The organism is Microbacterium hanjuni (assembly GCF_043556395.1).
Taxonomy (GTDB): domain Bacteria; phylum Actinomycetota; class Actinomycetes; order Actinomycetales; family Microbacteriaceae; genus Microbacterium.
The window spans coordinates 1,215,533-1,240,945 of the sequence record NZ_JBIGIK010000001.1 but is presented as its reverse complement, the minus strand read 5'-3'; the positions used below and the strand labels follow the sequence as shown (position 1 = coordinate 1,240,945).

At 69.8% G+C, this 25,413-nt stretch carries 20 protein-coding genes and 1 tRNA gene; 16 read left to right on the top strand and 5 right to left on the bottom strand.

From position 1 onward, the window contains the following. Positions 1 to 2: 2 nt before the first annotated feature. Positions 3 to 75, bottom strand: a tRNA-Met gene (locus ACFXP5_RS06125). A gap of 218 nt (positions 76 to 293) precedes the next feature. On the opposite strand from ACFXP5_RS06125, the gene ACFXP5_RS06120 reads away from it, so the two are divergent. The 3 genes from ACFXP5_RS06120 (at position 294) to ligD (ending at position 4,976) form a co-directional block, all read left to right on the top strand. After that, positions 294 to 2,744, top strand: a complete 2,451-nt coding sequence (locus ACFXP5_RS06120; RefSeq protein ID WP_394543929.1) for an ATP-dependent helicase — start codon at positions 294 to 296, stop codon at positions 2,742 to 2,744. A gap of 34 nt (positions 2,745 to 2,778) precedes the next feature. Further along, positions 2,779 to 3,777 carry an SseB family protein gene (locus ACFXP5_RS06115; protein ID WP_394543928.1) on the top strand — a complete coding sequence of 333 codons (999 nt, stop codon included), beginning with the start codon at positions 2,779 to 2,781 and terminating at the stop codon, positions 3,775 to 3,777. A 170-nt stretch (positions 3,778 to 3,947) separates the two neighbouring features. Then, a complete protein-coding gene (gene ligD / locus ACFXP5_RS06110) occupies positions 3,948 to 4,976 on the top strand; it encodes a non-homologous end-joining DNA ligase (RefSeq protein WP_394543927.1) in 1,029 nt (342 codons plus the stop codon). A 6-nt stretch (positions 4,977 to 4,982) separates the two neighbouring features. On the opposite strand, the gene ACFXP5_RS06105 is transcribed toward ligD, so the two are convergent. From ACFXP5_RS06105 to ACFXP5_RS06095, 3 genes are all read right to left on the bottom strand, one after another. Further along, positions 4,983 to 6,026: an ATP-dependent DNA ligase gene (locus tag ACFXP5_RS06105; protein ID WP_394543926.1), complete on the bottom strand. Its 1,044-nt coding sequence runs from the start codon at positions 6,024 to 6,026 to the stop codon at positions 4,983 to 4,985. Positions 6,027 to 6,049: 23 nt separating this feature from the next. Then, positions 6,050 to 7,219, bottom strand: a complete 1,170-nt coding sequence (locus ACFXP5_RS06100; RefSeq protein WP_394529349.1) for an AI-2E family transporter — start codon at positions 7,217 to 7,219, stop codon at positions 6,050 to 6,052. Positions 7,220 to 7,289: 70 nt separating this feature from the next. Next, on the bottom strand, positions 7,290 to 8,528 hold the full coding sequence (locus ACFXP5_RS06095; RefSeq protein ID WP_394529348.1) for an acyl-CoA dehydrogenase family protein: 1,239 nt from the start codon (positions 8,526 to 8,528) through the stop codon (positions 7,290 to 7,292). Positions 8,529 to 8,607: 79 nt separating this feature from the next. On the opposite strand from ACFXP5_RS06095, the gene ACFXP5_RS06090 reads away from it, so the two are divergent. The 8 genes from ACFXP5_RS06090 to ACFXP5_RS06055 all read left to right on the top strand — a co-directional run bounded on the left by ACFXP5_RS06090 (position 8,608) and on the right by ACFXP5_RS06055 (position 18,181). Next, positions 8,608 to 10,152, top strand: coding sequence for an FAD-dependent oxidoreductase (locus tag ACFXP5_RS06090; protein WP_394543924.1), 1,545 nt, complete (start codon positions 8,608 to 8,610; stop codon positions 10,150 to 10,152). A gap of 279 nt (positions 10,153 to 10,431) precedes the next feature. Continuing rightward, the gene (gene sucC, locus ACFXP5_RS06085) at positions 10,432 to 11,601 is read left to right on the top strand and encodes an ADP-forming succinate--CoA ligase subunit beta (protein ID WP_394543923.1); all 1,170 of its coding nucleotides are present in this window, start codon (positions 10,432 to 10,434) and stop codon (positions 11,599 to 11,601) included. 21 nt (positions 11,602 to 11,622) lie between these two features. Beyond that, positions 11,623 to 12,525, top strand: a complete 903-nt coding sequence (gene sucD, locus ACFXP5_RS06080; RefSeq protein ID WP_394543922.1) for a succinate--CoA ligase subunit alpha — start codon at positions 11,623 to 11,625, stop codon at positions 12,523 to 12,525. A gap of 78 nt (positions 12,526 to 12,603) precedes the next feature. Then, a complete protein-coding gene (locus ACFXP5_RS06075; RefSeq protein ID WP_394543921.1) occupies positions 12,604 to 13,044 on the top strand; it encodes a nitroreductase family deazaflavin-dependent oxidoreductase in 441 nt (146 codons plus the stop codon). 80 nt (positions 13,045 to 13,124) lie between these two features. After that, the gene (locus ACFXP5_RS06070) at positions 13,125 to 14,663 is read left to right on the top strand and encodes a cell division protein PerM (RefSeq protein WP_394543920.1); all 1,539 of its coding nucleotides are present in this window, start codon (positions 13,125 to 13,127) and stop codon (positions 14,661 to 14,663) included. A 4-nt stretch (positions 14,664 to 14,667) separates the two neighbouring features. Next, a complete protein-coding gene (gene purN / locus ACFXP5_RS06065) occupies positions 14,668 to 15,300 on the top strand; it encodes a phosphoribosylglycinamide formyltransferase (RefSeq protein ID WP_394543919.1) in 633 nt (210 codons plus the stop codon). Between the two features lie 8 nt (positions 15,301 to 15,308). Then, positions 15,309 to 16,910 carry a bifunctional phosphoribosylaminoimidazolecarboxamide formyltransferase/IMP cyclohydrolase gene (gene purH, locus ACFXP5_RS06060; RefSeq protein WP_394543918.1) on the top strand — a complete coding sequence of 534 codons (1,602 nt, stop codon included), beginning with the start codon at positions 15,309 to 15,311 and terminating at the stop codon, positions 16,908 to 16,910. A 758-nt stretch (positions 16,911 to 17,668) separates the two neighbouring features. Beyond that, positions 17,669 to 18,181, top strand: a complete 513-nt coding sequence (locus ACFXP5_RS06055) for an endonuclease domain-containing protein (RefSeq protein WP_394543917.1) — start codon at positions 17,669 to 17,671, stop codon at positions 18,179 to 18,181. Positions 18,182 to 18,365: 184 nt separating this feature from the next. Here the strand turns inward: ACFXP5_RS06055 and ACFXP5_RS06050 are convergent, their stop codons facing one another. Beyond that, on the bottom strand, positions 18,366 to 19,793 hold the full coding sequence (locus ACFXP5_RS06050) for a dihydrolipoyl dehydrogenase family protein (protein WP_394543916.1): 1,428 nt from the start codon (positions 19,791 to 19,793) through the stop codon (positions 18,366 to 18,368). A gap of 379 nt (positions 19,794 to 20,172) precedes the next feature. Between ACFXP5_RS06050 and ACFXP5_RS06045 the strand changes: the two genes are divergently transcribed. From ACFXP5_RS06045 to ACFXP5_RS06025, 5 genes are read left to right on the top strand one after another with little or no spacing between them, the layout of a single operon-like run. Continuing rightward, positions 20,173 to 21,222, top strand: a complete 1,050-nt coding sequence (locus ACFXP5_RS06045) for a LacI family DNA-binding transcriptional regulator (protein ID WP_394543915.1) — start codon at positions 20,173 to 20,175, stop codon at positions 21,220 to 21,222. 1 nt (position 21,223) lies between these two features. Continuing rightward, entirely contained in the window at positions 21,224 to 22,510 is a 1,287-nt protein-coding gene (locus tag ACFXP5_RS06040) for an extracellular solute-binding protein (protein WP_394543913.1), read from the top strand. 1 nt (position 22,511) lies between these two features. Then, positions 22,512 to 23,507 carry a carbohydrate ABC transporter permease gene (locus ACFXP5_RS06035; RefSeq protein ID WP_394543912.1) on the top strand — a complete coding sequence of 332 codons (996 nt, stop codon included), beginning with the start codon at positions 22,512 to 22,514 and terminating at the stop codon, positions 23,505 to 23,507. Then, positions 23,504 to 24,343 (top strand): carbohydrate ABC transporter permease, encoded by an 840-nt coding sequence (locus tag ACFXP5_RS06030; protein WP_394543911.1) that lies wholly within the window; start codon positions 23,504 to 23,506, stop codon positions 24,341 to 24,343. The genes ACFXP5_RS06035 and ACFXP5_RS06030 overlap by 4 nt, the downstream gene beginning before the upstream one ends. Before the next feature lies 1 nt (position 24,344). Beyond that, positions 24,345 to 25,412: a glycoside hydrolase family 130 protein gene (locus ACFXP5_RS06025; RefSeq protein ID WP_394543910.1), complete on the top strand. Its 1,068-nt coding sequence runs from the start codon at positions 24,345 to 24,347 to the stop codon at positions 25,410 to 25,412. The last annotated feature ends 1 nt before the right edge of the window (position 25,413 follow it).

Here is a 25,413-nt window from a genome sequence, read left to right as displayed (position 1 = left end):
AGACGCGACGGCGGGAGTCGAACCCGCCACGCACCCGGGTATGAGCCGGTGCCCGGGACCGCCCGGATCGCCGCGATGACACGCCCACGGTAACCCTCCGCAGCATCCGCCGTCGAGGTGTGTGACGGTAGGTGTCGCGCTCTCTCATCCAACTCGGAGAATCGGCCGAACTCGGTGCGTGTGAGCGCTCCTTCGCACCGAGTTCGACCGATTGTCCGAGTTCGGGGCCGGGGGCCCGGGACGGAGCGGGCGCCCGGACCGGTGTCAGCGGGCCCGCCTACACTTGACAAGACATGACCGACGCATCCACGCCCATCATCGTCGGCGGCGATCGCGGACCGCAGCTCGGCCGCGGCGGCCCCGATTCGCCCCGTCCCGACGCCGACCTGCTCGAGGGCCTGAATCCGCCCCAGCTCGAGGCGGTCACCTACCGCGGTCCGGCGCTGCTGATCGTGGCAGGCGCGGGATCGGGCAAGACCAGCGTGCTCACGCGGCGGATCGCGTCGCTGTTGCGCAATCGCGAGGCGTGGCCCAGTCAGATCCTCGCGATCACGTTCACGAACAAGGCCGCCGGCGAGATGCGCGAGCGCGTGCGTCACCTGATCGGCGATCGCGCCGAGGGCATGTGGATCTCGACGTTCCACTCCGCGTGCGTGCGCATCCTGCGCCGTGAGGCGCAGCAGTTCGGCTTCACGAAGGCCTTCACCATCTACGACTCCGGCGACTCGCGGGCGCTCATCAAGCGCCTCGTGAAAGAGCACGAAGGGGATGCTTTCGGTCTCACCCCGGCGGGAACGATGAGCCGCATCTCCAAGCTCAAGAACGAACTGTCGGATGCCGAGTCCTACGCCCGCCAGGCCAACATGAGCGATCCGGTCGAGCGCGTCTTCGTGGAGATCTTCGGCGCGTACCAACGCGCCCTGCAGAAGGCGAATGCCTTCGACTTCGACGACCTGATCGCCCAGACCGTCTATCTGTTCCGCGCCTTCCCCCACGTGGCCGACGTGTATCGGCGCCGATTCCGTCACATCCTGGTCGACGAATACCAGGACACCAACCACGCCCAGTACGCCCTCATCCACGAGCTGACCCGCCCCATCGGCACCGATGCGCCCGGCGAAGAGATGAACGGCATGATGATCTTCGACGCGCCGTCGCCGGCCGTCGACGACGCGGCATCCCTCACGGTGGTCGGCGACTCCGATCAGTCGATCTACGCCTTCCGCGGCGCCGACATCCGCAACATCACCGAGTTCGAACGCGACTATCCCGGCGCGAAGGTGGTGCTGCTCGAGCAGAACTACCGTTCGACGCAGAACATCCTGTCGGCAGCCAACGCGGTCATCGGCAACAACTTCGACCGCAAGGACAAGAAGCTGTGGACCGACGTCGGTGCGGGCGACCCCATCATCGGCTTCACCGGCTATTCGCAGCACGATGAGGCGCAGTTCGTCGCCGACGAGATCGAGTCGTTGCGCAAAAAGCAGGTCGATTACTCGCAGATGGCGGTGTTCTACCGCACGAACTCGCAGTCGCGCGCGCTGGAGGAGATCTTCATCCGCTCGGCGGTGCCCTACAAGATCATGGGCGGCACCAAGTTCTACGAGCGGGCGGAGATCAAAGACGCCCTGGCGTACCTCATCGCGGTCGCGAACCCCGCCGACGAGATGGCGATCCGCCGCATCCTCAACCGCCCGCGCCGCGGCATCGGCGACGTGACCGAGACCGCGATCGCCCGCTACGCCGCCGAGGAGCAGATCTCGTTCCGTGACGCGCTCGCCAATTCCTCGGCGCTCGGCGTCGGCCCGAAACTGCAGACCGCGATCGCCCGCCTCGACGCGGTGCTCGCCGAAGCGACCGCCATCATGCTGCCCGCGACCGGCGAGCTCGCCCCGCCCACCGCGGTGGCGGAGGGCCTCACCCTGCTGCTCAACAAATCCGGCTACTTCGACGCCCTGCGTCTGAGCAAGGACCCGCAGGACGAAGCCCGCCTCGAGAACCTCGACGAGCTCATCGCGGTGACCAGGGAGTTCGCCCGCAACAACCCCGAGGGGACGGTCATCGACTTCCTCGGCGAAGTGCAGCTCGTCGCCGACGCCGACGACCTCGACGACGCCTCCGGCTCGGTGTCGCTCATGACACTGCACACCGCCAAGGGGCTCGAATTCGACGCGGTGTTCCTCACCGGCGTCGAGGAAGACCTCCTCCCGCACCGCATCTCCGCGAACGAGCCCGGCGGACCCGCTGAAGAGCGGCGCCTGTTCTACGTGGGCATCACGCGGGCGCGAAAGCGCCTCTACCTCTCGCTGGCGATGACGCGCGCGCAGTTCGGTGAGGTGACCGTCGCGATGCCCAGCCGGTTCCTGCAGGAGATCCCGGCCGAGCTGATCGACTGGCGCCAGTCGCCCGGTGACGTCAATTCCCGCGGCGGAACGCGCTCCCGCGCGCTGAACGCCCGGCCGGGCTCTGCCACCTCGACCGGATGGGGCTCGAAGCGCTATGGCGACGACCTCGCACCGACCTCGACCTCGATCGACCGCTTCCCCAACCGCATCCCCGCGAAGGTGCGCGACAACGGCGACCTCGTACTGGCCTCGGGCGACCGCATCCGGCACGACGACTTCGGCGAAGGACGCGTCGACGCCGTGACCGGCGAGGGAGCGAAACGCGTCGCCCATGTGCGGTTCGACAGCGTGGGTGCGAAGAAGCTGCTGATCAAGATCGCCCCGATCGAAAAGGTCTGACCGCGATCTCGAGCCCGCGGTTAGGGTGGCTGCGATGGCATTGTTCTCGAGGCGCAAGAAGACTCCCGACTCCACCGACACCTCGGCGGGTCGGGGACCGGACGAATCGGATGCTGCGACGCCGAGCGACGCGCCCTCGCCCGAGCCCCCAGCATCCGTCGGCATCTCGACCTCGACCTTCCGCGGTGTCGGGGCATCCGCTGCCGGACCTCCCGTCCCCGCGCCGACCGTCCCCGCGCCCCCGGCCCCCGTTGCTGAGGCCGAGACGATCCCCGGCGTGCGCGACAATGTGCTGCTGCGCGACGCGCTCGCCGAGTTGAGCGATCCGCCCACCCCGCAGGGACTGTTGAACGTGGCCCGCCAACTGCTGCAGGGCCCGCTCTTCCTCCGGGTGAAGGGCAACGCGCGCGCCCTGCTCGCGGAAGGTCGCGGGCTGCCGCTCGCCGTCACCCGCCGCGGCGACAAGCAGCTGGTGCTGGCCTACAGCTCGGGCGCCGCCCTGCAGGCCGCGGTGTCGGCCGACGGCGAAGCCGACACGTCGGCGGTCGGCCAGCCGGTGCTGACCGTGTTGCGGCTGGTACTCGACGGGGAATACGAGGGCCTCATCCTCGACAACTCCTCGGGAACCGCCCGCGCGCTGCTGCCGCGCCCCCTGCTGCAACGTGTCGTCGACGATGCGCACGCCGCGCTCGCCCTGAAGAGCCTGCTCGCCGGCGTCCGCACGGAAGACACCCCGGCGGCCGTCGCCGCCGCATTGGGCGAGGCGCCGCTGTGGATCGCCGTCCGCCGTACCGAGGAGGGCGGCCCGGTCGGGATCGCCGAATCGCGCACCGCCGACGGCGACCGCTTCATCGAGGTCTTCTCGCATCCGCTCGAGGTGCTCGCCCTGGGCCGCGGCGATCAGCCGCTGCCCGTCACGCTCGATCAGCTGCACGCCGCCGTCACCGCGGACGCCGGGATCACGGGGCTGCTCATCGACCCCGGCGGGCCCTGGCTGCGCCTGCATCGCGACCACGTCACCGGCCCGGCCTGACCGCCGACCTCTTTCAACGCCCCCAGGGGGTGGATCGAGGAGATGACCGGGATCGAGGATGCTGTCGCCCTCGCGCGTCCTCGATCCGCAGCATCCCCTCGATTCGCGACACTCGAGGCGGGTCGCGGAGGCGGGTGTCGGATGCTGGTCCGCCGCCCTAGGGTCGGAGCATGGCCTCCCCCCGCATCTCGCTGAGTGTTCCCGGGCCCGACGGCGACCGCGAGATCGGGATCTCCAACCCCGATCGCGTGCTGTGGCCCGACTCGGGCATCACCAAGCGCGAATTGGCCGAGTACTTCATCACGGTGGCCGGGCCCTTCCTGGCCGCCAACGGCGACCGGCCCGTCTCGCTCGAGCGGTTCCCCGACGGGGTGGCCGGGGAGAGCTTCTTCAGCAAGAACCCGCCGAAGGGCGCTCCCGACTTCGTCGAGGCGGTCACCGTCACCTACAACAGCGGTCGGCGCCACCCTCAGATCGTGCTGACGGAGATCGCCGCGGCGGTGTGGGCCGTGCAGATGAACACGATCGTGTTCCACCCGTGGGCCTCGCTGGCCGGCGACTCCGACCATCCGGTCGAGCTGCGCATCGACCTCGATCCGCAGCCGGGCACCGGCTTCGCCGAGGTCATCGCCGCCGCGCACGGACTGCGCGAGGTGCTGATCGAGGCCGGCCTCGAGCCGTGGGTGAAGACCAGCGGCAATCGCGGACTGCACGTGTTCTGCCCGATCGAGCCCACGCACGAGTTCCTCGACGTGCGCCACGCCGTGATCGCGGCCGCGCGCGAGCTCGAGCGGCGGATGCCCGAGCAGGTCACCACCCACTGGTGGAAGGAGGAGCGCGGGGAGCGCATCTTCGTGGACTTCAACCAGGCGAACCGCGACCGCACGATGGCGGGTGCCTACTCCCCGCGCGCCCTCGCGGGAGCGACCGTGTCGATGCCGGTGCGCTGGGACACCCTGGACACCGTCGATCCGGCGGCATTCACGGTGCGCACCGTGCCTGAGATCCTCGCCGCCGACGGCGACGCGTGGCGGGGCTTCCTCGACGCACCCGGGCGGATCGACACCCTGCTCGAATGGTGGCAACGCGACCTCGACGACGGACTCGGCGAGCTGCCGTTCCCGCCGGAGTTCCCCAAGATGCCCGGCGAACCGCCGCGCGTACAGCCCTCGCGCGCGCGCAAGCACGACGCCCCGTAACCGCCGTCAGTCCAGCACTGCCCCGAGGTCGTACGCCGAGACCGTCTCGAGCTGCTCGTACGTGCACGAACGCGGGTCGCGGTCGGGCCGCCAGCGCTCGAACTGCACGGTGTGGCGGAAGCGGTAGCCCTCGAGCTGGTCGTAGCGCACCTCGAGCACGCGTTCGGGCCGGAGCCGCACGAACGACACGTCCTTCGAGGCCGAGAATCGGGAGCGGTCGGTCTCACCGGTGACGGCGGCCCCGGAAGCATCCGTCTCCACGAAGGGTGCCAGTTCGTCGATGAGCGACAGGCGGCGCGCGTTGCTCCAGGCCGAGACCCCGCCGACGCCCATCAGGCGTCCGTCGTCGGTGTACAGCCCGACGAGGAGAGAACCGACGCCCTGGCCGGATTTGTGGATGCGATAACCGAGGGCGACGACGTCTGCGGTGCGCGCGTGCTTGATCTTGAACATCGTGCGCTTGTTGGGCGCATAGGGCTGGGCGAGCGGCTTCGCGACGACGCCGTCGAGCCCGGCCCCCTCGAACTCGGCCAGCCAGCGACGGGCGACCGCGGGATGGTCCGAGGTGCGTGTCACGTGCACGGGATGGGGGAGGCCCGCGATCAGATCCACCAGTTCGGTGCGCCGCGTCGCGAACGGTTCGGGCTGCAGGTCGCGCTCGCCCCGGGCGAGCAGGTCGAACGCGATGAACATCGCGGGGGTCTGCTCGGCGAGGAGCGCGACCCGGGACGCTGCGGGGTGGATGCGCTGCGACAGCGACTCCCAGTCCAGGCGCTGAGCGCCCGGCTCGCCGATCGCCACGACCACCTCGCCGTCGATGAGGCAGGGTTCGGGAAGGAGGCGGGCGAACGCTTCGACCAGCTCGGGGAAGTAGCGGGTGAGGGGTTTGGCGCCGCGGCTGCCGATCTCGACGTCGGTGCCGTCCCACGACACCAGCGCACGGAAACCGTCCCATTTCGGCTCGTAGCTGAGGCCTCCCGCGACCGATGACGGCTCGGGGACCTCGGGGACGGATTTCGCCAGCATCGGCGCGGGGATCTCGTAGGCCATGACCTCATCCTGCCGTGCGCGGTTCAGCCCACGGTCGGTCGCGAGGCTTCCTGCAGTTCGCGTTTCTTCGGTCGGGCCCACCGGGCGGGGAGGTTGTCGCCGTCCCAGACCTGCACGATGCCCCACACCACGGCGGTGAGCGGTACGGCCAGGAGCGTGCCGAGGATGCCGCCGACCGCGGTGCCGGCGGCGAGGGCGACGAGGATCACGAAGGAGTGCAGCTTCAGCGACTTGCCCATCAGCACGGGCTGCAGGAAGTTGCCCTCGAGCTGGTTGACGAGCACGACGACCCCGACGACCGCGACCGCTGCGACCCAGCCGTTCGCGACCAGGGCCACGAGCGCCGCGAGCACGCCGGCGAGCACGGCACCCACGATGGGGATGAACGCCAGGATGAACACCAGCGCGGCGAGGGGGATGGCGAGCGGCACCTGCAGGATCAGCAGACCGATGAGGATACCGACCGCATCGACGAAGGCGACCGACGCGGTGCCGCGCACGTACGACCCGAGCACCGATACCGTCTTGCCGCCGATGCGCTGGGCACGGTCGTAGTCGGCGCCCTGGAAGGGGCGCAGCACGAACTCCCACAGGCGCGGGCCGTCCTTCAGGAAGAAGAAGAGGATGACGACCATCAGCACGCCGCCCGTCACGAAGTTCGCGAGGGCGCTGACGCCCGCGAGGGCGCCGGAGCCGAACTGGGAGCTGGTGAGGAAGTCGGTGACCTGCCCGCCCCACTCCTGCAGCTGGTTGTCGGTGGGGGCGAACGGCAGCGTGTTCACCCAGTCGAGCAGTTGCGTGAAGCCCTGCTGCGCCTGCTGCACGAGGTCGGCCCATTGATCACGGACGGCCAGCACGATGAGCGTGCCGAGTCCGCCCAGCACGGCGAGGATCGCCAGCAGCGTGATGAGGGTGGCGACGAGGGCGGGGACGCCGTGATGGCGCATCCACCGCATGACCGGCGCGAAGGCCGAGGCGAAGATGAGCGCGAGCACCAGGGGGATGGCCACGAGGGTCACCTGCTGCAGCACGTACACGACGCCGATGAGCACCACGACCACCAGGATGATCTGCAGCGAGCGCACCGCCAGCTTGCCGAAACCGTCGGTCCAGAGGCTGCGCGGCGGAGTCGTCGCCGTGAGGTCGGAGGTGTCGAGGCGCACGGCGATCGGCCCACGGCGGAAGAGTCCCATGCGACGACGTTAACGCCCCGGGCGGGACGGGGCGCGGGGGTTGCGTGGCCGGGGCCCTTCGCTTAGCCGCTCAGACGAAAGCGCTCATCCCCGTGATGTCGCGACCGAGCAGCAGCGCCTGCACGCTCTCGGTGCCCTCGTAGGTGTGGATCGCTTCGATGTCGGCGAGGTGCTGCATGACGCCGTTCTCCAGCAGGATCCCGTTGCCGCCGAGCAGGTCGCGCGCGGTCGCGGCAACCCGACGGGCGGCCCGCGTGTTGTGGTACTTCGCAAGCGAGGCCTGGGTCGGCCGGAGTCCCCCGGATGCTTCGAGGTCAGCGAGGCGGCGGCAGTACAGCTGCATCGCCGTGAGCTCGTCGAGCATCTGCGTCAACCGCTCCTGCACCAACTGGAACTTCGCGAGCGGCTTGCCGAACTGCATGCGCTTCGTCGCATACGTGAGGGCCGCCTCGTAGCAGGCGGTCGCGTGACCGAGCGCCGACCAGGCCACCCCGCTGCGGGTCGCGAACAGGACGACGGAGGCGTCCTTGAAGCTCTTCGTGCCGGGGAGCACGGCATCCAGCGGCAGGCGCACGTCATCGAGTGCGATGTGAGCCTGGTGGATCGCGCGCAACGACACCTTCCCGGGGATGACCGTGCCCGTGTAGCCGGGAGTCGACTGCTCCACGAGGAAGCACCGCACCGCGCCGTGCTCGGGAGCGTCCGGGTCCTCGACGCGGGCCCAGACGAAGGTGATGCCCCCCGATGCGCCGTTGCCGATCCACTTCTTCGCTCCCCGCAGCACCCAGGCGTCGCCGTCGCGACGGGCGACCGTCTCCAGCGACACCGAATCCGAGCCGTGGTCGGGCTCGGTGAGCGCGAAGGCGCCCAGCACCTCACCGCTCGCGAGGGGGTGGAGCCACCGCGCCTGCTGCTCGAGCGAGCCGTACAGCGCGAGGGTGCGCAAGGCGAGTCCGCCCTGCACCGCGACGATCGTGCCGAGCGAACCGTCGCCGCGCGAGATCTCCATGTTCACGAGGCCGGCCGCCAGCGGCGAGGACGCCGGCAGTTCCGGGTGCTCGATCCCGTCGACGAACAGGCCGTACTCACCCATCCGCGGCACGAGGTCGACGGGGTAGCGCGCAGCATCCCATTCCCCCTGCATCCGCGTGCCCACTTCGTCGACGAACGCCTGCGCACGCTGCCACAGGTCGAGGTCGGGGCCCGTGACGTCGGCGAACACCGCGTAGTAGTCCGTGCCGCGGCGTTCCAGGACGTCGTAGCGGGTGATGCTCTCGCCGGGAAGGGTGGGGGTGGCGTCGTCGCTCATGCCCGCCACGTTACCTATTGGATCGGGGGAGCGTGTCAACCCGTATCCGCCGCCCTGGCGGGAGAGGTTGACTCCGACCATGACCTCCCTGTGGAAGCACGCCCACCCGATCGTGCCCGGTGCCGCCTTCGAGCCGGGCTCGACCCACGACGTCGTCGTCGTGGGCGCGGGCATCACGGGTCTCGCCACGGGGCTGACCCTCGTTCGGGCCGGTCTCGACGTCGCGCTCGTGGAGAAGGGCGAGGTCGCGGAGCTGGCGACGGGCGGCAACACCGGCAAGGTCTCCCTTCTGCAGGGAACGACGCTCTCGGAGCTGCGACGGCATCACCCGGCAGGTCTCGTGCGGGCCTACGTCGACGCGAATCGGGCGGGAGCGGACTGGGTCGCCGAGACCGCCACCGAACTCGGGGTCGATTTCTCTCGGCGCACCGCCTACACCTACGCCCAGAGCGGCGGCGGGGTCACGGCCGTGCACGCCGAGCACGACGCCGCCCGCGAGGCCGGTCTGGACACGCGCATCGTCGGGGTGCCCGAGATGGCGACGGCCCCCTTCGACATCACCCGAGCAGTCGCTCTCGACGACCAGATCGCGATCGACCCGGTGCGCTTCGCCGACGCGCTCGCCGCCGCCTTCGTGGCGCAGGGCGGTCGCCTGTACACCCGCACCGCCGTGCGGCGCGTGCACGTGACGCCCCGCCCGACGGTCGAGACCGATTTCGGGGAGCTGTTCGCCGACCACGTGGTTCTCGCCACGGCGACTCCGATCATGGATCGCGGCCTCTACTTCGCCAAGACGAGCGGCCTGCGCTCCTCGTGCGCGTCGTTCGTGCTCGAGGGGAACATGCCCGACGGCATGTATCTGGCGGCCGATGCGCCCACCCGATCTATCCGCACCGTCTCGGCGGCCGACGGGCCCGCCGATATCGCCCAGGTCATCGTCGGGGGCGCGGGTCACCCGGTCGGTCGGGCGGAGTCGGAGCTCGCCCTGCTCGAGGAGTTGGTGCAGTGGGCGCGGGCGACGCTCCCCGTCGGAGCGGAGACGCACCGCTGGTCGGCACAGGACTATCGCTCCCACAACCTCGTGCCCTTCATCGGCACGATGCCGCGCACCCTCGGCCGGGTGAGCTTCGCGACCGGCTACGCCAAGTGGGGCCTCACCAACGGCCCGGCGGCCGCCCTCCGCATCGCCGCCGAGATCCGCGGCGAGAAGAAGGGGGAGCGGCCCGACTGGATGACGACGCTCGGCACCCGGATGACGGTGCCGGCCGACCTTGCCCGCGGCGCCGTCGAGAACGCCACCGTCGCGAAGGAGGCGGCGCGGGGATGGGCCGAGGCCGAGCGCACCCCCGTGCCGGTGCCTCGGCCCGCGGAAGGCGACGGGGTCGTCGCGCAGCGCGGCGGTCACCCGGTGGGCGTGTCGACCACTGGCGGAACGACACGCGCCGTCGACGCGGTCTGCCCTCACCTGGGCGGCGTCCTGGAATGGAACGACCTGGCCTGCACGTGGGACTGCCCGCTGCACGCTTCCCGGTTCGCAGCGGACGGCACCCGCATCGAAGGACCGGCGGTGAATGACCTCCGACGCTTCGACGCGGCCACCGAATCGACGCCCACCTCAAGCTGAACGCAAGAACACCGCAAGATCGCCCGGGCGAACACCCAAGGTGCTCGCCCGGACCCCACAGCGGGCCGCCGATCTGCGAACGTACGTCGGGGGAGTCATGCCGGCGCCCCGCGACCTGACCCGAATCGTGTCGCGCGGCGCCGGCATGACAACGCCCGCGTCTGGGGGGCCGGGATTCGGGTGCGAAAGCGCGCGGTAGTAGGGTGGGGGATTGGTCGATATCTCGATATCAAGATGTCTCGGCCGCTCCCTCCCATCGTCCAGCGCGAAGGATTTTCCGTGGATCTGTACGAGTACCAGGCACGTGACCTGTTCGAGAAGTACGAGGTGCCGGTCCTCGCCGGCATCATCGCCGATACCCCCGAGGAAGTGCGCGCCGCAGCTGAGAAGCTCGGCGGCGTCGTCGTCGTCAAGGCCCAGGTCAAGACGGGCGGCCGCGGCAAGGCGGGCGGCGTGAAGGTCGCCAAGACCCCCGACGAGGCGTACGAGGCGGCCCAGGCCATCCTCGGCCTCGACATCAAGGGGCACGTCGTCAAGCGCGTGATGGTCGCCGCGGGCGCCCGCATCGCGAAGGAGTTCTACTTCTCCGTGCTGCTCGACCGCTCCAACCGCTCCTACCTCAGCCTCTCCAGCGTCGAAGGCGGCATGGAGATCGAGCAGCTCGCCGTCGAGAAGCCCGAAGCGCTGGCGCGGGTCGAGGTCGACCCCCTCGAGGGCATCACTCCGGAGAAGGCGCTCGAGATCGCGAAGGCTGCGAACTTCGAGGGCGGGCTGGCCGAGAAGGTCGCCGACGTCTTCGTGAAGCTGTACGACGTTTACGTGGGCGAGGACGCCACGCTCGTCGAGGTGAACCCGCTCATCCAGTCCGAGGACGGCGACATCATCGCCCTCGACGGCAAGATCTCGCTCGATGAGAACGCCGGCTTCCGCCACCCCGAGCACGAAGAGCTCGAGGACAAGGACGCCGCCGACCCGCTCGAGGCCATCGCGAAGGCGAACGACCTCAACTACGTCAAGCTCGACGGTCAGGTCGGCATCATCGGCAACGGTGCGGGACTGGTCATGTCGACCCTCGACGTCGTCGCCTACGCGGGAGAGAAGCACGGCGGCGTCAAGCCCGCCAACTTCCTCGACATCGGCGGCGGAGCTTCGGCGACCGTCATGGCCGCGGGCCTGGACGTCATCCTCGGCGACGAGCAGGTCAAGAGCGTGTTCGTGAACGTCTTCGGCGGCATCACCTCGTGCGTCGCCGTCGCGGAGGGCATCGTCAAGGCCCTCGAGATCCTCGGCGACACCGCCTCGAAGCCGCTCGTGGTGCGCCTCGACGGCAACCAGGTCGACGAAGGGCGCGCGATCCTCGCTGCGGCGAACAACCCGCTCGTCACCCTGGCCGCCTCCATGGACGAAGGCGCCGACAAGGCCGCCGAGCTCGCGAACGCCGGACGCTGAGACGCGAAGGAACTTACAGACATGTCGATCTATCTCAACAAAGACTCCAAGGTCATCGTCCAGGGCATCACCGGTGGTGAGGGCACCAAGCACACCGCCCTCATGCTGAAGGCGGGCACGCAGGTCGTCGGCGGAGTGAACGCTCGCAAGGCGGGCACCACCGTCACGCACCAGGACAAGGACGGCAACGAGGTCGTGCTCCCCGTCTTCGCCTCGGTCGCCGAGGCGATCGCAGCGACCGGCGCCGACGTCTCGATCGCGTTCGTGCCCCCGGCTTTCACCAAGGACGCGATGATCGAGGCCATCGACGCCGAGATCCCGCTCCTGGTCGTCATCACCGAGGGTGTGCCGATCGGCGACACCGCTCAGGCCTGGGCGTACGCCAAGTCCAAAGGCGAGACGACCCGCATCATCGGGCCGAACTGCCCCGGCATCATCACACCGGGCGAGTCGCTCGTCGGCATCACCCCGGCCAACATCACGGGCAAGGGCCCGATCGGTCTCGTGTCGAAGTCGGGCACTCTGACCTACCAGATGATGTTCGAGCTGCGCGATCTGGGCTTCTCCACCGCGATCGGCATCGGCGGCGACCCGATCATCGGTACGACGCACATCGACGCGCTCGCCGCTTTCGAGGCCGACCCCGAGACGAAGGCGATCGTCATGATCGGTGAGATCGGTGGCGACGCCGAAGAGCGCGCCGCCGACTTCATCCGCGACAACGTCACGAAGCCGGTCGTCGGCTACGTCGCCGGCTTCACCGCCCCCGAGGGCAAGACGATGGGCCACGCCGGCGCGATCGTCTCGGGCTCGGCGGGCACCGCCCAGGCGAAGAAGGAGGCCCTCGAGGCCGCCGGGGTCAAGGTCGGCAAGACGCCCAGCGAGACCGCCGCCCTGATGCGCGAGATCATCCAGGGTCTGTAGAACCACGTCGGATCGGAAGGGGCGGATGCTGCAGCATCCGCCCCTTCCTCGTGTCCGGGGCGCGGCTAGGCTGGGCGCATGCCGTTGAACGGGGAATATCTGCCCTCCACCTCCGAGTGGGCTCGCACGCAGGCGGAGACCTACGAAGCGAGCGGCGGCTCAGAATCGAACGACCTGCGGGGCGTGCCGATCATCGTGCTCACCTCGGTCGGTGCCAAGACCGGGGCGCTGCGCAAGACCGCGCTGATGCGTGTGGAGCACGATGGCAGTTACGCCGTGGTCGCGTCGCGCGGCGGTGCGCCGACCGCTCCGGCCTGGTACTGGAACCTGCTCGCCCACCCCGAGGTGGAGCTGCAGGACGGCGCCGTCACGCGCGACTACATCGCGCACGAGGCCGAGGGCACGGAGCGCGCCGAATGGTGGCAGCGCGCCACAGCCGTCTGGCCCGATTACGACGTCTACCAGACCAAGACCGACCGCCAGATCGCACTGTTCGTGCTCGACCCCGTCGAGGGCTGACACCGGGTCGTCGACCGCGCCCCGCGACCTCGCCGCGTCGTCCCATCGCGGCGCGGTCTCGCGGGTAGGGTCGTTCGCGCATGCACCGCCTTCTCATCGCCCTGCTTGCCGCCCTCGACGCCATCATCGCGGCCGCCGGCGGCATCGCCGTCGTCTTCGCGCCGCTCACTCTGCTGTGGGTGTTCGGGCTCGACGGCGGCGCGGACTGGGGCGCCCTGTGGCCGGCGAGCGGGGCGATCTGGCAGGCGGGGCATCTCGTCGCCCAGACCGTGACCCTGCCCGAGGTGTACCTCGCGACCGCGGGTATCGATCCGGCCGCCGCCACCTTCACGCTCTCCCTCGCCCCGCTGGCGCTGGCAGTGTTCACCGCCGGGTTCGCCGCCAGGTCGGGGCGCCGCGCCGCCGAAGCGGGCGCGCCTCTGATCGGAGCGACCGCCGGCACCCTCGTCTTCGCCGCGGCGGCCACCGTCGTGGCGCTGACGGTCGGCAACCCGATCGTCAGCGCGGAGTTCTGGCCGGCGGTGCTGCTGCCGACCCTCGTGTTCGCCGTGCCCGCCCTCCTCGGCGCCGTCGTCACGGCGTGGCGCGTCGACGTCGACGGCCCGATCTCGCGACTGCGCGAGCGGGTCGCCCGGTTGCCGCGCGCCTGGGCGGTCTTCCCCGCCCTGCTGCTGCGGGGGACCGCGGTCACCACGACCGGACTCGTCGGCGCGGGCGCGATCGTCACCGCGGTGGCGGTGTTCACCGGCGGTGCCGACGTGGTGGCCCTCTTCGAGGCCGCCAACGTCGACATCACCGGCGGCCTGGTGCTCTCGCTCGCCCAGCTCGCGTACTTCCCGACCCTCGTGCTGTGGGGGGCGTCGTTCGTCGCGGGGCCGGGCTTCGCCCTCGGCGCCGGCACCGCGGTGTCCCCGGCCGGCACCGAGGTGGGTGTCGTGCCCGGCATCCCCGTGCTCGGCGCCGTTCCCGACTCGACCACGACCTGGCTGCTGCTGCTCGCTCTCGTACCGATCGCGCTCGGAGCGTTCGCAGGATGGATGCTGCGCTCCCGCCTCGCGGACCAGGGCCGACCCCGCCATGACGACGCCGACGGGGGGATCGGGATGCGCCTCGTGCTCACCGTGTCGCTCGCCGTCCTCACCGGAGGTGTCGCCGCCGTCTTCGCGGTCGTGTCCTCCGGCTCGATCGGACCGGGGCGCCTCGCCATGGTCGGGCCTGAGCCGGGACCTCTCGCGCTCGCGGTCGGGATCGAGACCCTCGTCGGAGCGGCCATCCTGCTGCTGTCCCCGCGCCGTACCCGCGCCACGCCCTCGACGCCGGGGGAAGCGACGCAGCGCAAGGGTTCGGCCGATCTGCCCGCCCACCCCGGGCTCTGGCGCAGCATCTCGGCGCCGCCGATGTACGTGCATTCCGGATCGGATGAAGCATCCGACCCCGCTCCGGTCGTCACGGCTGCTGCCGATCCTGAGGCGGCCGAGTCCGTCGACGACAACGCCACCGAACCCCTCGAGGGCCTGCGGGGCAGCGACGACGAGGACGCGCTCACCGAACCGATCGAGCCCCTCGACGGCTTCCCGGACCGTGACACCGGTCGGGCTCCGGGGTCGTCGGTAGACTGACCGGGTGCTCACGGTCGCGGTCCTCATCTCGGGCACCGGGTCGAACCTGCGAGCGCTTCTGGAAGCCGCGGCCGATCCCCGCTTCCCCGCCCGGGTCATCGCCGTGGGCGCCGACCGCGAGGCCGACGGGTTCGCGCACGCGGAGGCCTACGGCATTCCGACGTTCCTCGTGCCCTACGAGCAGTTCGACTCCCGCGTCGCCTGGGGCGAGGAATTGACCGCGCAGCTGGCCGTCTGGTCGCCCGACCTGGTGGTGCTGAGCGGCCTCATGCGCCTCGTGCCTCCCGCCGTGGTCGACGCGTGGGCGCCGCGCCTGATCAACACGCACCCGGCGTACCTGCCCGAATTCCCCGGCGCCCATGCCGTGCGCGACGCGCTCGCGGCCGGCGTGACCTCCACCGGGGCCAGCGTCATCGTGGTGGACAACGGAGTCGACACCGGTCCGATCCTCGCGCAGGAGCGCGTTCCCGTGCTGCCGGGCGACGACCTGCACCGGCTGCACGAACGCATCAAACCGGTGGAGCGACGCCTGCTCGTCGATGTGGTCCGCCGCATCGCGAACGGAGAGCTCGACCTCGTCGCAGCATCCGTTCCCCCCTCGTCCGAGTCCTCAGCATCCATCACCGAGACCCCCTAGGAGTCCTCATGGCCGGTCCCCGCCACGACCCCGCCCTGTACCGCGATCGCGACCTCGTGCCCGTTCGCCGCGCCCTCGTCTCGGTCAGCGACAAGACCGATCTGCTGCGCCTCGCCGAGGCCCTGATCGCCGCCGACGTCGAGATCGTGTCGACCGGTTCGACCGCCGCGACGATCCGCGAGGCGGGACACCCGGTCACCGACGTGGCGGCCGTCACCGGCTTCCCGGAGTCGCTCGACGGCCGCGTGAAGACCCTGCACCCGGCCGTGCACGCCGGGCTGCTCGCCGACCTGCGACTGGCGAGCCACGAGGATCAGCTCGCGGAGCTCGGCATCGCGCCGTTCGAGCTCGTCGTGGTCAACCTCTATCCGTTCGTGGAGACCGTGGCCTCCGGCGCCGAGGGCGACGACGTCGTCGAGCAGATCGACATCGGCGGCCCCGCCATGGTGCGGGCGGCCGCCAAGAACCACGCCAACGTGGCCATCGTCGTGTCACCCGAGTCGTACCCGGGCGTGATCGAGGCGATCGGCGAGGGCGGAACCACCCTGGTGCAGCGTCGCGAGCTCGCTGCGCGCGCCTTCGCGCACACCGCCGCGTACGACACCGCCGTGTCGACGTGGTTCGCCGACGGGGTGCTGACCGATGTGCTGCCCGCGCACCTCACGATCGCCGCGGAGCGCATCGCGACCCTGCGCTACGGCGAGAACGCCCACCAGCGCGCCGCGATCTACAGCCGCGCCGGCGGCCACGGCATCGCACAGGCCCGCCAGCTGCAGGGCAAGGAGATGTCGTACAACAACTACGTCGACGCGGACGCGGCGCTGCGGGCGGCGTTCGACATGGTGAAGCCCGCGGTCGCGATCATCAAGCACGCGAACCCGTGCGGTATCGCCGTGGCGGCTCCCAACGCGCTCGACGAGATCGCCAGCGCCCACCTGCGCGCCCACGAGTGCGACCCGGTGTCGGCGTTCGGCGGCGTGATCGCCGCGAACCGCACCGTGACGCTCAAGATGGCCGAGAACCTGCGCGACATCTTCACCGAGGTGATCATCGCGCCCGACTTCGAGCCGGCCGCGCTCGAGGTGTTCGCCCTCAAGAAGAATCTGCGCCTGCTGTGCCTGCCCGAGGACTGGGAGCAGGAGAGCGTCGATGTGCGCCTCGTCTCGGGCGGACTGCTGCTGCAGGACGCCGACCGTTTCCCCGCCGACATCGAATCCGTCGCGAAGGACTGGGAACTCGTGTCGGGCGAACGCCCCTCCGAGGCCGAGATGACCCACCTGATCTTCGCGTGGAAGTCGTGCCGGGCGGTCAAGTCGAACGCGATCGTGCTGGCGAAGAACTCCGCCACCGTCGGCATCGGCATGGGCCAGGTCAACCGGGTCGATTCCTGCCGGCTCGCGGTGGAGCGCGCCGGGGATCGTGCGGCCGGCTCGGTCGCAGCATCCGATGCCTTCTTCCCCTTCGCCGATGGACCGCAGGTGCTGCTGGACGCGGGCGTCTCGGCCATCATCCAGCCGGGCGGATCTGTTCGCGACGACGAGGTCATCGACGCCGCCCGCGCGGCCGGCGTGACGATGTTCTTCACCGGCGAGCGCCACTTCTTCCACTGACCCGCTCCGGCCGGGCCCGGCCGGGCAGGCCTGCCGGGCCCGGCTCGGCCTGGGTCCGGTCCGGTCCGCAGGACACAACTCCTCCATTCGGGTGGCTCGTTCGGGGTTCGTGGCCGTCTCGGACCTTTTCGGGCGGGTATTGGAGGAGTTGTGTCCGCCCGGGGAGTGGTGGCCGTCGCCCCGCGGCGGCCGACCGCCGGTCCCCGCGACGGCTACCGGGGTTCGTCACCCCGTCAGGCCAGCCCGGTCGGTTCCGCTGCCACGGCGGACACAACTCCTCCATTCGGGTGGCTCGTTCGGGGTTCGTGGCCGTCTCGGGGCTTTTCGGGCGGGTATTGGAGGAGTTGTGTCCGCTCGACGTTTCCTCCCCAGGCCCCGCATCGCGACCAGGAGCGCGCGAGTCGTCGAAGACTGCGACTGGCACTCCTGTGGCGTGGCACCGTGGCGAGGTGCCAGTCGAGGCGGATCCAACAAGCTGGACCTACGGGGAGCTGCGGGCCCGGGGGTTCTCTCGGCGCGCGATCCGACGCGCGCTCGCGGCAGGGGATCTGCTCCGGTTACGCCGCGGCAGATATGCCCAAACCGCGGTGCCGGAGGATTTCCTGCGTGCGGGGCGGCTGGGAGGCCGGCTGGACTGCGTCTCGCTGCTGCGGGCAGTGGGGGTGTTCGTCCTGAACCGGCCGTGCCTGCATCTACAGGTGAGTCGAGGGGCAAGTCGAGTTCCGGACGGAGGCGCCGAGGTGATCCGCCATTGGCGAGTGACATCGGCTGCCTCCGATGATCTCGCCGCTGATCTCGTGGAGGCTCTGGTGCAATCGTGCCGGTGCCAGCAGCCGCGGGAATCTGTCGCCACCCTCGACAGTGCGTGGCACCTCGGCCTGATCGATGACGTCGACCTCGACGAGGTCTTCGCCCGCCTCCCGGCGCGCTACCGTCCGCTTCGGGCCCTCCTCGATCGACGCAGCGAGGCGGGAACCGAGTCGCTGGTGAGACTGATCCTCCGCGGCCTCGGATGCTCGTTCGAGGTGCAGGTGAGCGTGCGCGGTGTGGGCAGAGTCGACTTCGTCGTCGACGAATGGCTCATCGTGGAGTGCGATAGTCGGGCCCATCACGGTGAGCCGGCCGACCAGATCCGCGACCGCCGGCGGGATCTGGCAGCCGCGCAGCAGGGGTTCGTCACACTGCGGTTGATGGCCGAGGAGGTTCTGTACTCGCCGGAATCCGTCGTCTGCGCGCTGAAAGCCGTGCTCGCACTCCACCGTTCCCGCTGAGGGCGGACACAACTCCGCCAATCCGGTGAGGGGAACGAGCCCCCGGGCGTATGCGGGCAGAAAAACGGCCAAGCTGGCAGAGTTGTGTCCGGCAGCGGGGGCGACCCTCGCCGGGAGAGTGGATACTGCGGCAGCACCCGGCGGGAGTGGCACCCGAGCGGGCGCGGGGGGTGGGCGCGAGAACTCAGACGGTCGGGCGGCCGTAGGTCTCGAGCAGCCGCAGCCAGACCTCACTCACGGTGGGGTACGACGGCACCGCGTGCCACAGGCGCGTCAGCGGCACCTCGCCGACCACCGCGATCGTCGCGGAGTGCAAGAGCTCGGCGACCTCTGGGCCGACGAACGTCGCACCGATGATCGTGCCGCGGTCCTCATCGACGATCGCGCGGGCGTGTCCCTCGTAGGAGTCCGATTGCTCCGAGGCGCCGGCGACCCACGCGAGGTCGTAGTCCAGCACGCGGATCCGACGCCCGGCCTTCTCCGCCGCGGCGGCGGTGAACCCGACCGAGGCCACCTCGGGGTCGGTGAAGGTGACCTGGGGGATCGCCTCGTGATCGGCGGTGGCGACGTGAACGCCCCACGGGGCGTCGTCGACCGGGGTGCCTTTCGCGCGCGCGGCGATGACGTCGCCCGCCGCGCGGGCCTGGTATTTGCCCTGGTGGGTGAGCAGAGCGCGGTGGTTCACGTCCCCGACCGCGTACAGCCAGTCGCTGCCGCGCACGAGCAGGGTGTCGTCGACGTCGAGCCAGGTGCCCGGCTCCAGGCCGACCGCCTCGAGGCCGAGGTCTGTGGTGCGGGGGGTGCGTCCGATCGCGACGAGTACCTCGTCGGCTTCGACCGTGGTGCCGTCGGACAGCTCGAGCAGCGCGAGGCCGGTGTCGTCGCGGCGGGCGGACATGACATCCACCCCCGTCTTGACCGTGGCCCCCAGCCGCGTGAGTGAGGCGGCCACCATCTCGCCGGCGAACGGTTCGTCGGCCGTCAGCAGGGTGGAGCGGGAGATGATCGTCACCGCGCAGCCGAGCCCGGCGTAGGCGGTGGCCATTTCGGCGCCCACGACACCGCCGCCGAGAATGGCGAGGGATGCTGGGATGTGCTCCGCGCTCGTCACCTCGCGGCTGGTCCAGGGGAAGATCTCGGCGAGGCCGGGGATGTCGGGCAGGAGCGCGGCGGATCCGGTGCAGACGGCGACGGCGTGGCGGGCGACGAGGTCGGTCGTGGTGCCGTCGTCGGCGGTCACGCGCACCGTCTTGTGGCCGGTGAGCACGCCGTGCCCACGGACGAGGTCGATCTTCGCGCCCTGCAGCCACTCGACCTGGCCCGAGTCGTTCCACTCGTGCGTCATCCGGTCTCGCCGTCGCAGCACGCCGGCGACGTCGAGCGCGCCGGTCACGGCCTGCTTCGCTCCGTCGACCGCCTGCGCCGCGCGCAGAGCAGCGCCGCTGCGCAGTAGCGCCTTGGAGGGCATGCACGCCCAGTACGAACACTCGCCGCCGACCAGCTCGGCCTCGACGATGACCGCCGAGAGTCCGCCTTGCACGGCCCGATCGGCGACGTTCTCGCCCACGGGTCCGGCTCCGATGACGATGACGTCGTACTCGCGTGCGCTCATGGCGCCACGCTACCGCCGTCGAGGGAAGCGGGGGTCGGGGGTTGCGCTGCCGCGGCCGATTCTCCTGTCAGGACCTGCGGGTGCGACCCGCGTTTCGTGACCGGCGAGCGGATGCTGCGGGAGCCAGGGCCGGTTCCCCTGTCAGAACCCGCGGGTGCGACCCGCGTTTCGTGACAGGGGAGCTGAGAGGTGAGGGGAGCTGAGAGGTGAGGGGGGCGGAGAGGTGAGGGGGGCGGAGAGGTGAGGGGAGCAGGCGGGAAGCGGATGCGGGTGATTGCCGTAGCCGTATAACGCGGGACCCGCCATCGGGTCAAGGGGTTGGCGCGCACGTCACTTAACCGGTTTAGTAGCCCGTGAGCCGCACGAAGGAGTGACGACGATGAATGACGCGACCCGGCCGACGATCGCCGATGTGGCGCGCGTCGCGGGCGTGAGCAAGAGTCTCGTCTCCTTCGCCCTCAACGACAGGCCGGGGGTCTCGGCGGAGACGCGGGAGCGGATCCTCGCCGTCGCGTCGGAGATCGGTTGGACGCCCAGCGTCCGTGCCCGCTCGCTCAGCGTCGGCCGCGCATTCGCGTGCGGCCTGGTCATCGGACGCAGCCCCGATGTCATCGCCGCCGACCCGTTCTTCCCCTCGCTCATCGCCGGCCTCGAGGACGAGTTCTCCGTCTCGGGGCAGGTGCTGGTTCTCGCCGTCGCAACCCCGGGTCGCCACGAGGCCGAGACCTACCGCGGCCTCGCCCTCGACCGCCGTGTCGACGGCGTCATCCTCACCGATCTCCGCGCCGACGACCCTCGGATCGAGCTGGTCGCGGGCCTCGAACTCGCCGCGGTCACGCTCGGGATGCCCGACGTGCCGAGTCCGTTCTCCTCGGTCTCGGTCGACGACGGCGCCGGCATCCGCCTCGCCGTCGAGCACCTCGTCGGCCTGGGGCACCGCGATATCGCCCACGTCGCCGGCCCGGCCGAAATGTTGCACGGGTCTCACCGCCGCGTGGCTTTCGACGAGGCTGCCGCGCGCGCCGGCATCCGTGCCCGAGTGATCCCGACCGACTTCAGCGCCGCCGACGGCGCGCAGGCGACGGAGAGATTGTTGGATGCTGCGACCCGTCCGACCGCGATCGTCTACTCGAACGATCAAATGGCGGTGGCCGGTCTCGGCGTTGCACAGCGGCGGGGATTGCGGGTGCCGACCGACCTGTCGATCACGGGCTTCGACGACACCGAGATCGGCCGCCACGTGCATCCCGCGCTGACCACGGTCACCACCGACGCCCGCGGCTGGGGCGCGCTCGCGGCCCGCACGCTTCTCGAGGCGATCGGCGGGGCGCACTCGCGCGACCTGACCCTTCCCGACCCGACTTTGACGATCCGCTCATCGACGAGCACACCCCCGGCGGCCTCGGCCGCCTCTGACGAAGGAGAATGACATGCGACGACGCATCCTCGGCACGGTTGCTGCAGCGACCGGCATCCTGGCTCTCGCGGCCTGCAGTGGCGGCGGCGGGGGTGGCGGCGGAGAGATGGACACCCGCGGCCCGATCACGATCTGGTACTCGAACAACGAGGCCGAGATCTCGTGGGGCGAGCAAATGGTGGAAGCGTGGAACGCCGACCACCCCGACGAGCAGGTCACGGCGCAGGAGATCCCCGCCGGATCGTCCAGCGAAGAGGTCATCGGCGCGGCGATCACCGCCGGCAACGCTCCGTGCCTCATCTTCAACACCTCACCGGCGGCCGTTCCGGGCTTCGAGAAGCAGGGCGGGCTGGTGAACCTCTCGGACTTCGCGGACGGCGACGACTACATCACCGCGCGCAGCGGCGAGCTCGCCGAGCAGTACCGCTCGGAAGACGGTGGCTTCTATCAGCTGCCGTGGAAGTCCAACCCCGTCATGATCTTCTACAACAAGGACCTCTTCGCCGCTGCGGGCCTCGACCCGGAGAACCCGAAGCTGTCGACGTACGACGAGTTCCTCGAGACCGCGCGCACGATCAAAGCATCCGGCGTCGCGCCCTTCGCGATCAACCCGGCGCCCACGAGCGAGTTCTTCCAGTCGTGGTTCGACTTCTACCCGCTGTATGCGGCACAGACCGGCGGCACGCAGCTCGTCGAAGACGGCCAGTCGACCTTCAACGACGAGAACGGCCAGACGGTCGCCGACTTCTGGGCCACGATCTACTCCGAGCAGCTCGCCGGCAACGAGCAGTACCAGGGTGACGCGTTCGCCGACGCGTACGCCGCGATGGCCATCGTCGGCCCGTGGGCCGTTCAGGTCTACGGCACCGACGTGAACTGGGGTGCGGTTCCCGTTCCGACCGAGAACGGGACGGATGCTGCGGACACCTGGACCTTCAGTGACGCCAAGAACGTCGGCCTCTTCACCGCGTGCGACGCCAAGGGCACCGCGTGGGACGTGCTGAAGTTCGCCACGAGCGAGGAGCAGGACGGCGCGTGGCTGGAAGCGACCGGACAGATGCCGCTGCGTCAGGACCTCACCGAGACCTATGCCGACTACTTCTCCGCGAACCCCTCGTACGAGCTGTTCGGCGACCAGGCCGCTCGCACCGTCGAGGTGCCCAACGTGCCGAACTCGGTCGAGGTGTGGCAGACCTTCCGTGACGGATACTCCCGCGCCGTGATCTTCGGCGAGGGCGACGTCGATGGTTTCCTCTCCAGCACGGCAGAGGAGATCAACGGTCTCGTGGCGGGCAACTGACATGACCACGACCGTTCCCGGCTCGGCCGGCCGCACCGGGGGAGACCCCGGGCGGCGCGGCCGGGTCGGCCCCCAGCCCCCGGAGAACCCGGGGACCGACGCCGCACCGAAGAAGCGCCGGCCGTTTTTGGGAAAGCATCCGCTCGGCATTCTCTTCTCGGCGCCGTACATCATCTTCATCGCCGTCGTCTTCGCCTACCCGGTGATCTTCGCGATCTGGATGTCGTTCCAGGACTACTTCTTCGCCGCTCCCGGCGCGCAGGTCGATCGTCCGTTCGTGGGCTTCGACAACTACGTCACCGCCCTGAGCGACCCCGCGGTCTGGCAGTCGTTCGGCAACGTCGGCGTCTTCCTGCTGATCAACGTTCCACTCACGCTGGTGCTTTCGCTCGTGCTGGCCACGGCGCTGGATCGCATCGTGCACGCTCGCACGTTCTTCCGCGTGGCGTACTACGTGCCGTACGTCAGCGCATCCGTAGCGGTCGTCGCGGTGTGGCTCTTCCTGTTCTCCAACCAGGGGCTCGTCAACTCCGTGCTCGGGCCGCTCGCGCCGGTGCCGTCGTGGCTGGTGAACTCCGCGCTCGCGATGCCGACGATCGCCATCTTCGTCACGTGGAAGGGACTCGGGTTCTACATCCTGTTGTTCCTCGCGGCCCTTCAGAACGTGCCGAAAGAGCTGTACGAGTCGGTGGCGGTCGACGGCGGCGGACGCGTTCGGCAGTTCTTCTCGGTCACCGTGCCCGGCGTTCGGCCGGCAACGGTGCTCGTGCTGCTGTTGGCCACCATCACCGGGGCGAATCTCTTCACCGAGCCCTACCTGCTCACCGGCGGCGGCGGACCCAACGGGGCCTCGGCCTCGCCCGTGCTGTTGATGTACCAGAAGGGCATCGAACAGCAGAACCCCGATGTGGCCGCCGCGATCGGCGTGATCCTCATCATCTTCGTGCTGATCATCGCGGTGCTCCAGCGGCGCTTCGTCGGACGGGAGGAGTCATGAGACGCGTACTCGGAAGCAAGGTCGCCTTGTATGTCGTGCTGTCCCTCGGCGCGCTGGCCTTCCTCTTCCCGTTCTATTACATGATCGTCGCCTCGCTGCAGACGAACAGCGACCCCTCGATCGCGGGTGCCTTCCCGAACCCGGCAAACCTCACCGGCGCGAACTACGTCGCGATCAACGAGCGGATCAACCTCGGAGTCGGCCTGATCAACTCGGGGATCTTCACCGGTGGAGTGATCCTCGGCACCCTCGTGTTCGGCGTGCTCGCCGGGTACTCGCTGGCCGCGCTGCAGTGGCGGGGCCGCGGTTTCACCTTCGCCCTCGCGTTGCTCGTGCAGGTGGTGCCGTTCCAGCTGTTGATGATCCCGCTCTACGTGCTCATCGCCCGCGACTACGGTCTCGCCGATACCCATGTCGGCATGATCCTGCCGTTCTTCATCAACTCGGCTGCCGTCGTCATCTTCCGGCAGTACTTCCTGCAGGTACCGAAGGAGATGTTCGATGCGGCCCGCATCGACGGGGCGGGGGAGTTCCGGGTGCTGTGGAGCGTCGCCCTTCCGCTCGTTCGACCAGCTCTGCTGACGGCGGCGCTGCTGACCTTCATCGGACCGTGGAACGAGTTCCTGTGGCCCTTCCTCATCACGAAGGATGCTGCGCTCCAACCGCTCGCGGTGTCGTTGGCGAACTTCATCTCCAACATCGCGGCGTCCACGTCCAACCCGTTCGGCGCGATGACGGCCGGTGCCGTCGTGCTCGCCGTCCCCGCGGTAACGCTGTTCATCATCTTCCAGCGCTACTTCACATCGAATGACCTCGGATCCGGAGTGAAAGGCTGACATGTCCTCGGATAACCCCGTCCCCTACCGCCTGACCAGAGTCGGGATCGTCATGACGCCCGACCCCGACAACCCACTCGAAGCGGAGGGGGTGTTGAACCCCGCATCCGGTCGCGGACCCGATGGCGAGCTGTACCTCCTGCCGCGCCTCGTCTCTGAGGGCAACGTCTCGCGCGTCGGGATCGCTCGAGTCGTGGTCGAGGACGGCGTCCCCGTCGCCGTCGAGCGGGAAGGCATCGTGCTCGAGCCCGATCGCGGGTGGGAGCAAGGCGTCGGCAACGCCGGCACCGAGGACCCCCGCACGACGTGGATCGAAGCCCTGGGCCTGCATGTCATGACCTACGTGGCATACGGCCCCCTCGGCCCGCGCACCGCGGTCGCGGTGTCGAAGGACCTCCGCGAGTGGCGTCGGCTCGGGCCCGTGCTCTTCCGCTACCAGGAAGACCTCGACATGGATCTGAACCTGTTCCACAACAAGGACACGGTGTTCTTCCCCGAGCCGGTCACGGCGCCCGACGGCACCGAGGCGCTCGCGGTGCTCCACCGCCCGATGTGGGACCTCGGGGAGACGAAACCCGGGCAGGGCGTGCGCCTCCCCGCCGGGGTCACCGACCCGCGTCAATCCATCTGGATCAGTTACATCCCGCTCGACGCCGTGCGCGCCGACCTCGGCGACCTCACGCTGTGGGAGCAGCACCGATTCGTCGCGGGTCCGGAGTTCCCCTTCGAGGAGGTCAAGATCGGTGGCGGACCGCCGCCGCTGCGCATCCCGGAGGGATGGCTCGTGCTGCACCACGGGGTGACCGGGGTGCTGGAGAGCGCCTTCGCCCAGCAGCAGAAGGTGAACTATGCCGCGGGAGCGCTGATTCTGGATGCTGATGACCCCAGCACCGTGCTGACGCGCACCCCCGAACCGCTCCTCGCCCCCGAAACCGAGGACGAGCGCAGCGGGATCGTGCCCAACGTGGTCTTCCCCACGGCGATCGAGGAGATCGACGGCAAGCACTACGTCTTCTACGGCATGGCCGACTCGAAGATCGGAGTCGCCCTCCTGGAACGCACTGACTGAA

Coding starts and splice junctions, on each gene's coding strand:
- ACFXP5_RS06120 (WP_394543929.1), top strand. CDS start 294: ATGACCGACGCATCCACGCCCATCATCGTCGGCGGCGATCGCGGACCG.
- ACFXP5_RS06115 (WP_394543928.1), top strand. CDS start 2,779: ATGGCATTGTTCTCGAGGCGCAAGAAGACTCCCGACTCCACCGACACC.
- ligD (WP_394543927.1), top strand. CDS start 3,948: ATGGCCTCCCCCCGCATCTCGCTGAGTGTTCCCGGGCCCGACGGCGAC.
- ACFXP5_RS06105 (WP_394543926.1), bottom strand. CDS start 6,026: ATGGCCTACGAGATCCCCGCGCCGATGCTGGCGAAATCCGTCCCCGAG.
- ACFXP5_RS06100 (WP_394529349.1), bottom strand. CDS start 7,219: ATGGGACTCTTCCGCCGTGGGCCGATCGCCGTGCGCCTCGACACCTCC.
- ACFXP5_RS06095 (WP_394529348.1), bottom strand. CDS start 8,528: ATGAGCGACGACGCCACCCCCACCCTTCCCGGCGAGAGCATCACCCGC.
- ACFXP5_RS06090 (WP_394543924.1), top strand. CDS start 8,608: ATGACCTCCCTGTGGAAGCACGCCCACCCGATCGTGCCCGGTGCCGCC.
- sucD (WP_394543922.1), top strand. CDS start 11,623: ATGTCGATCTATCTCAACAAAGACTCCAAGGTCATCGTCCAGGGCATC.
- ACFXP5_RS06075 (WP_394543921.1), top strand. CDS start 12,604: ATGCCGTTGAACGGGGAATATCTGCCCTCCACCTCCGAGTGGGCTCGC.
- ACFXP5_RS06070 (WP_394543920.1), top strand. CDS start 13,125: ATGCACCGCCTTCTCATCGCCCTGCTTGCCGCCCTCGACGCCATCATC.
- purH (WP_394543918.1), top strand. CDS start 15,309: ATGGCCGGTCCCCGCCACGACCCCGCCCTGTACCGCGATCGCGACCTC.
- ACFXP5_RS06050 (WP_394543916.1), bottom strand. CDS start 19,793: ATGAGCGCACGCGAGTACGACGTCATCGTCATCGGAGCCGGACCCGTG.
- ACFXP5_RS06045 (WP_394543915.1), top strand. CDS start 20,173: ATGAATGACGCGACCCGGCCGACGATCGCCGATGTGGCGCGCGTCGCG.
- ACFXP5_RS06040 (WP_394543913.1), top strand. CDS start 21,224: ATGCGACGACGCATCCTCGGCACGGTTGCTGCAGCGACCGGCATCCTG.
- ACFXP5_RS06035 (WP_394543912.1), top strand. CDS start 22,512: ATGACCACGACCGTTCCCGGCTCGGCCGGCCGCACCGGGGGAGACCCC.
- ACFXP5_RS06030 (WP_394543911.1), top strand. CDS start 23,504: ATGAGACGCGTACTCGGAAGCAAGGTCGCCTTGTATGTCGTGCTGTCC.
- ACFXP5_RS06025 (WP_394543910.1), top strand. CDS start 24,345: ATGTCCTCGGATAACCCCGTCCCCTACCGCCTGACCAGAGTCGGGATC.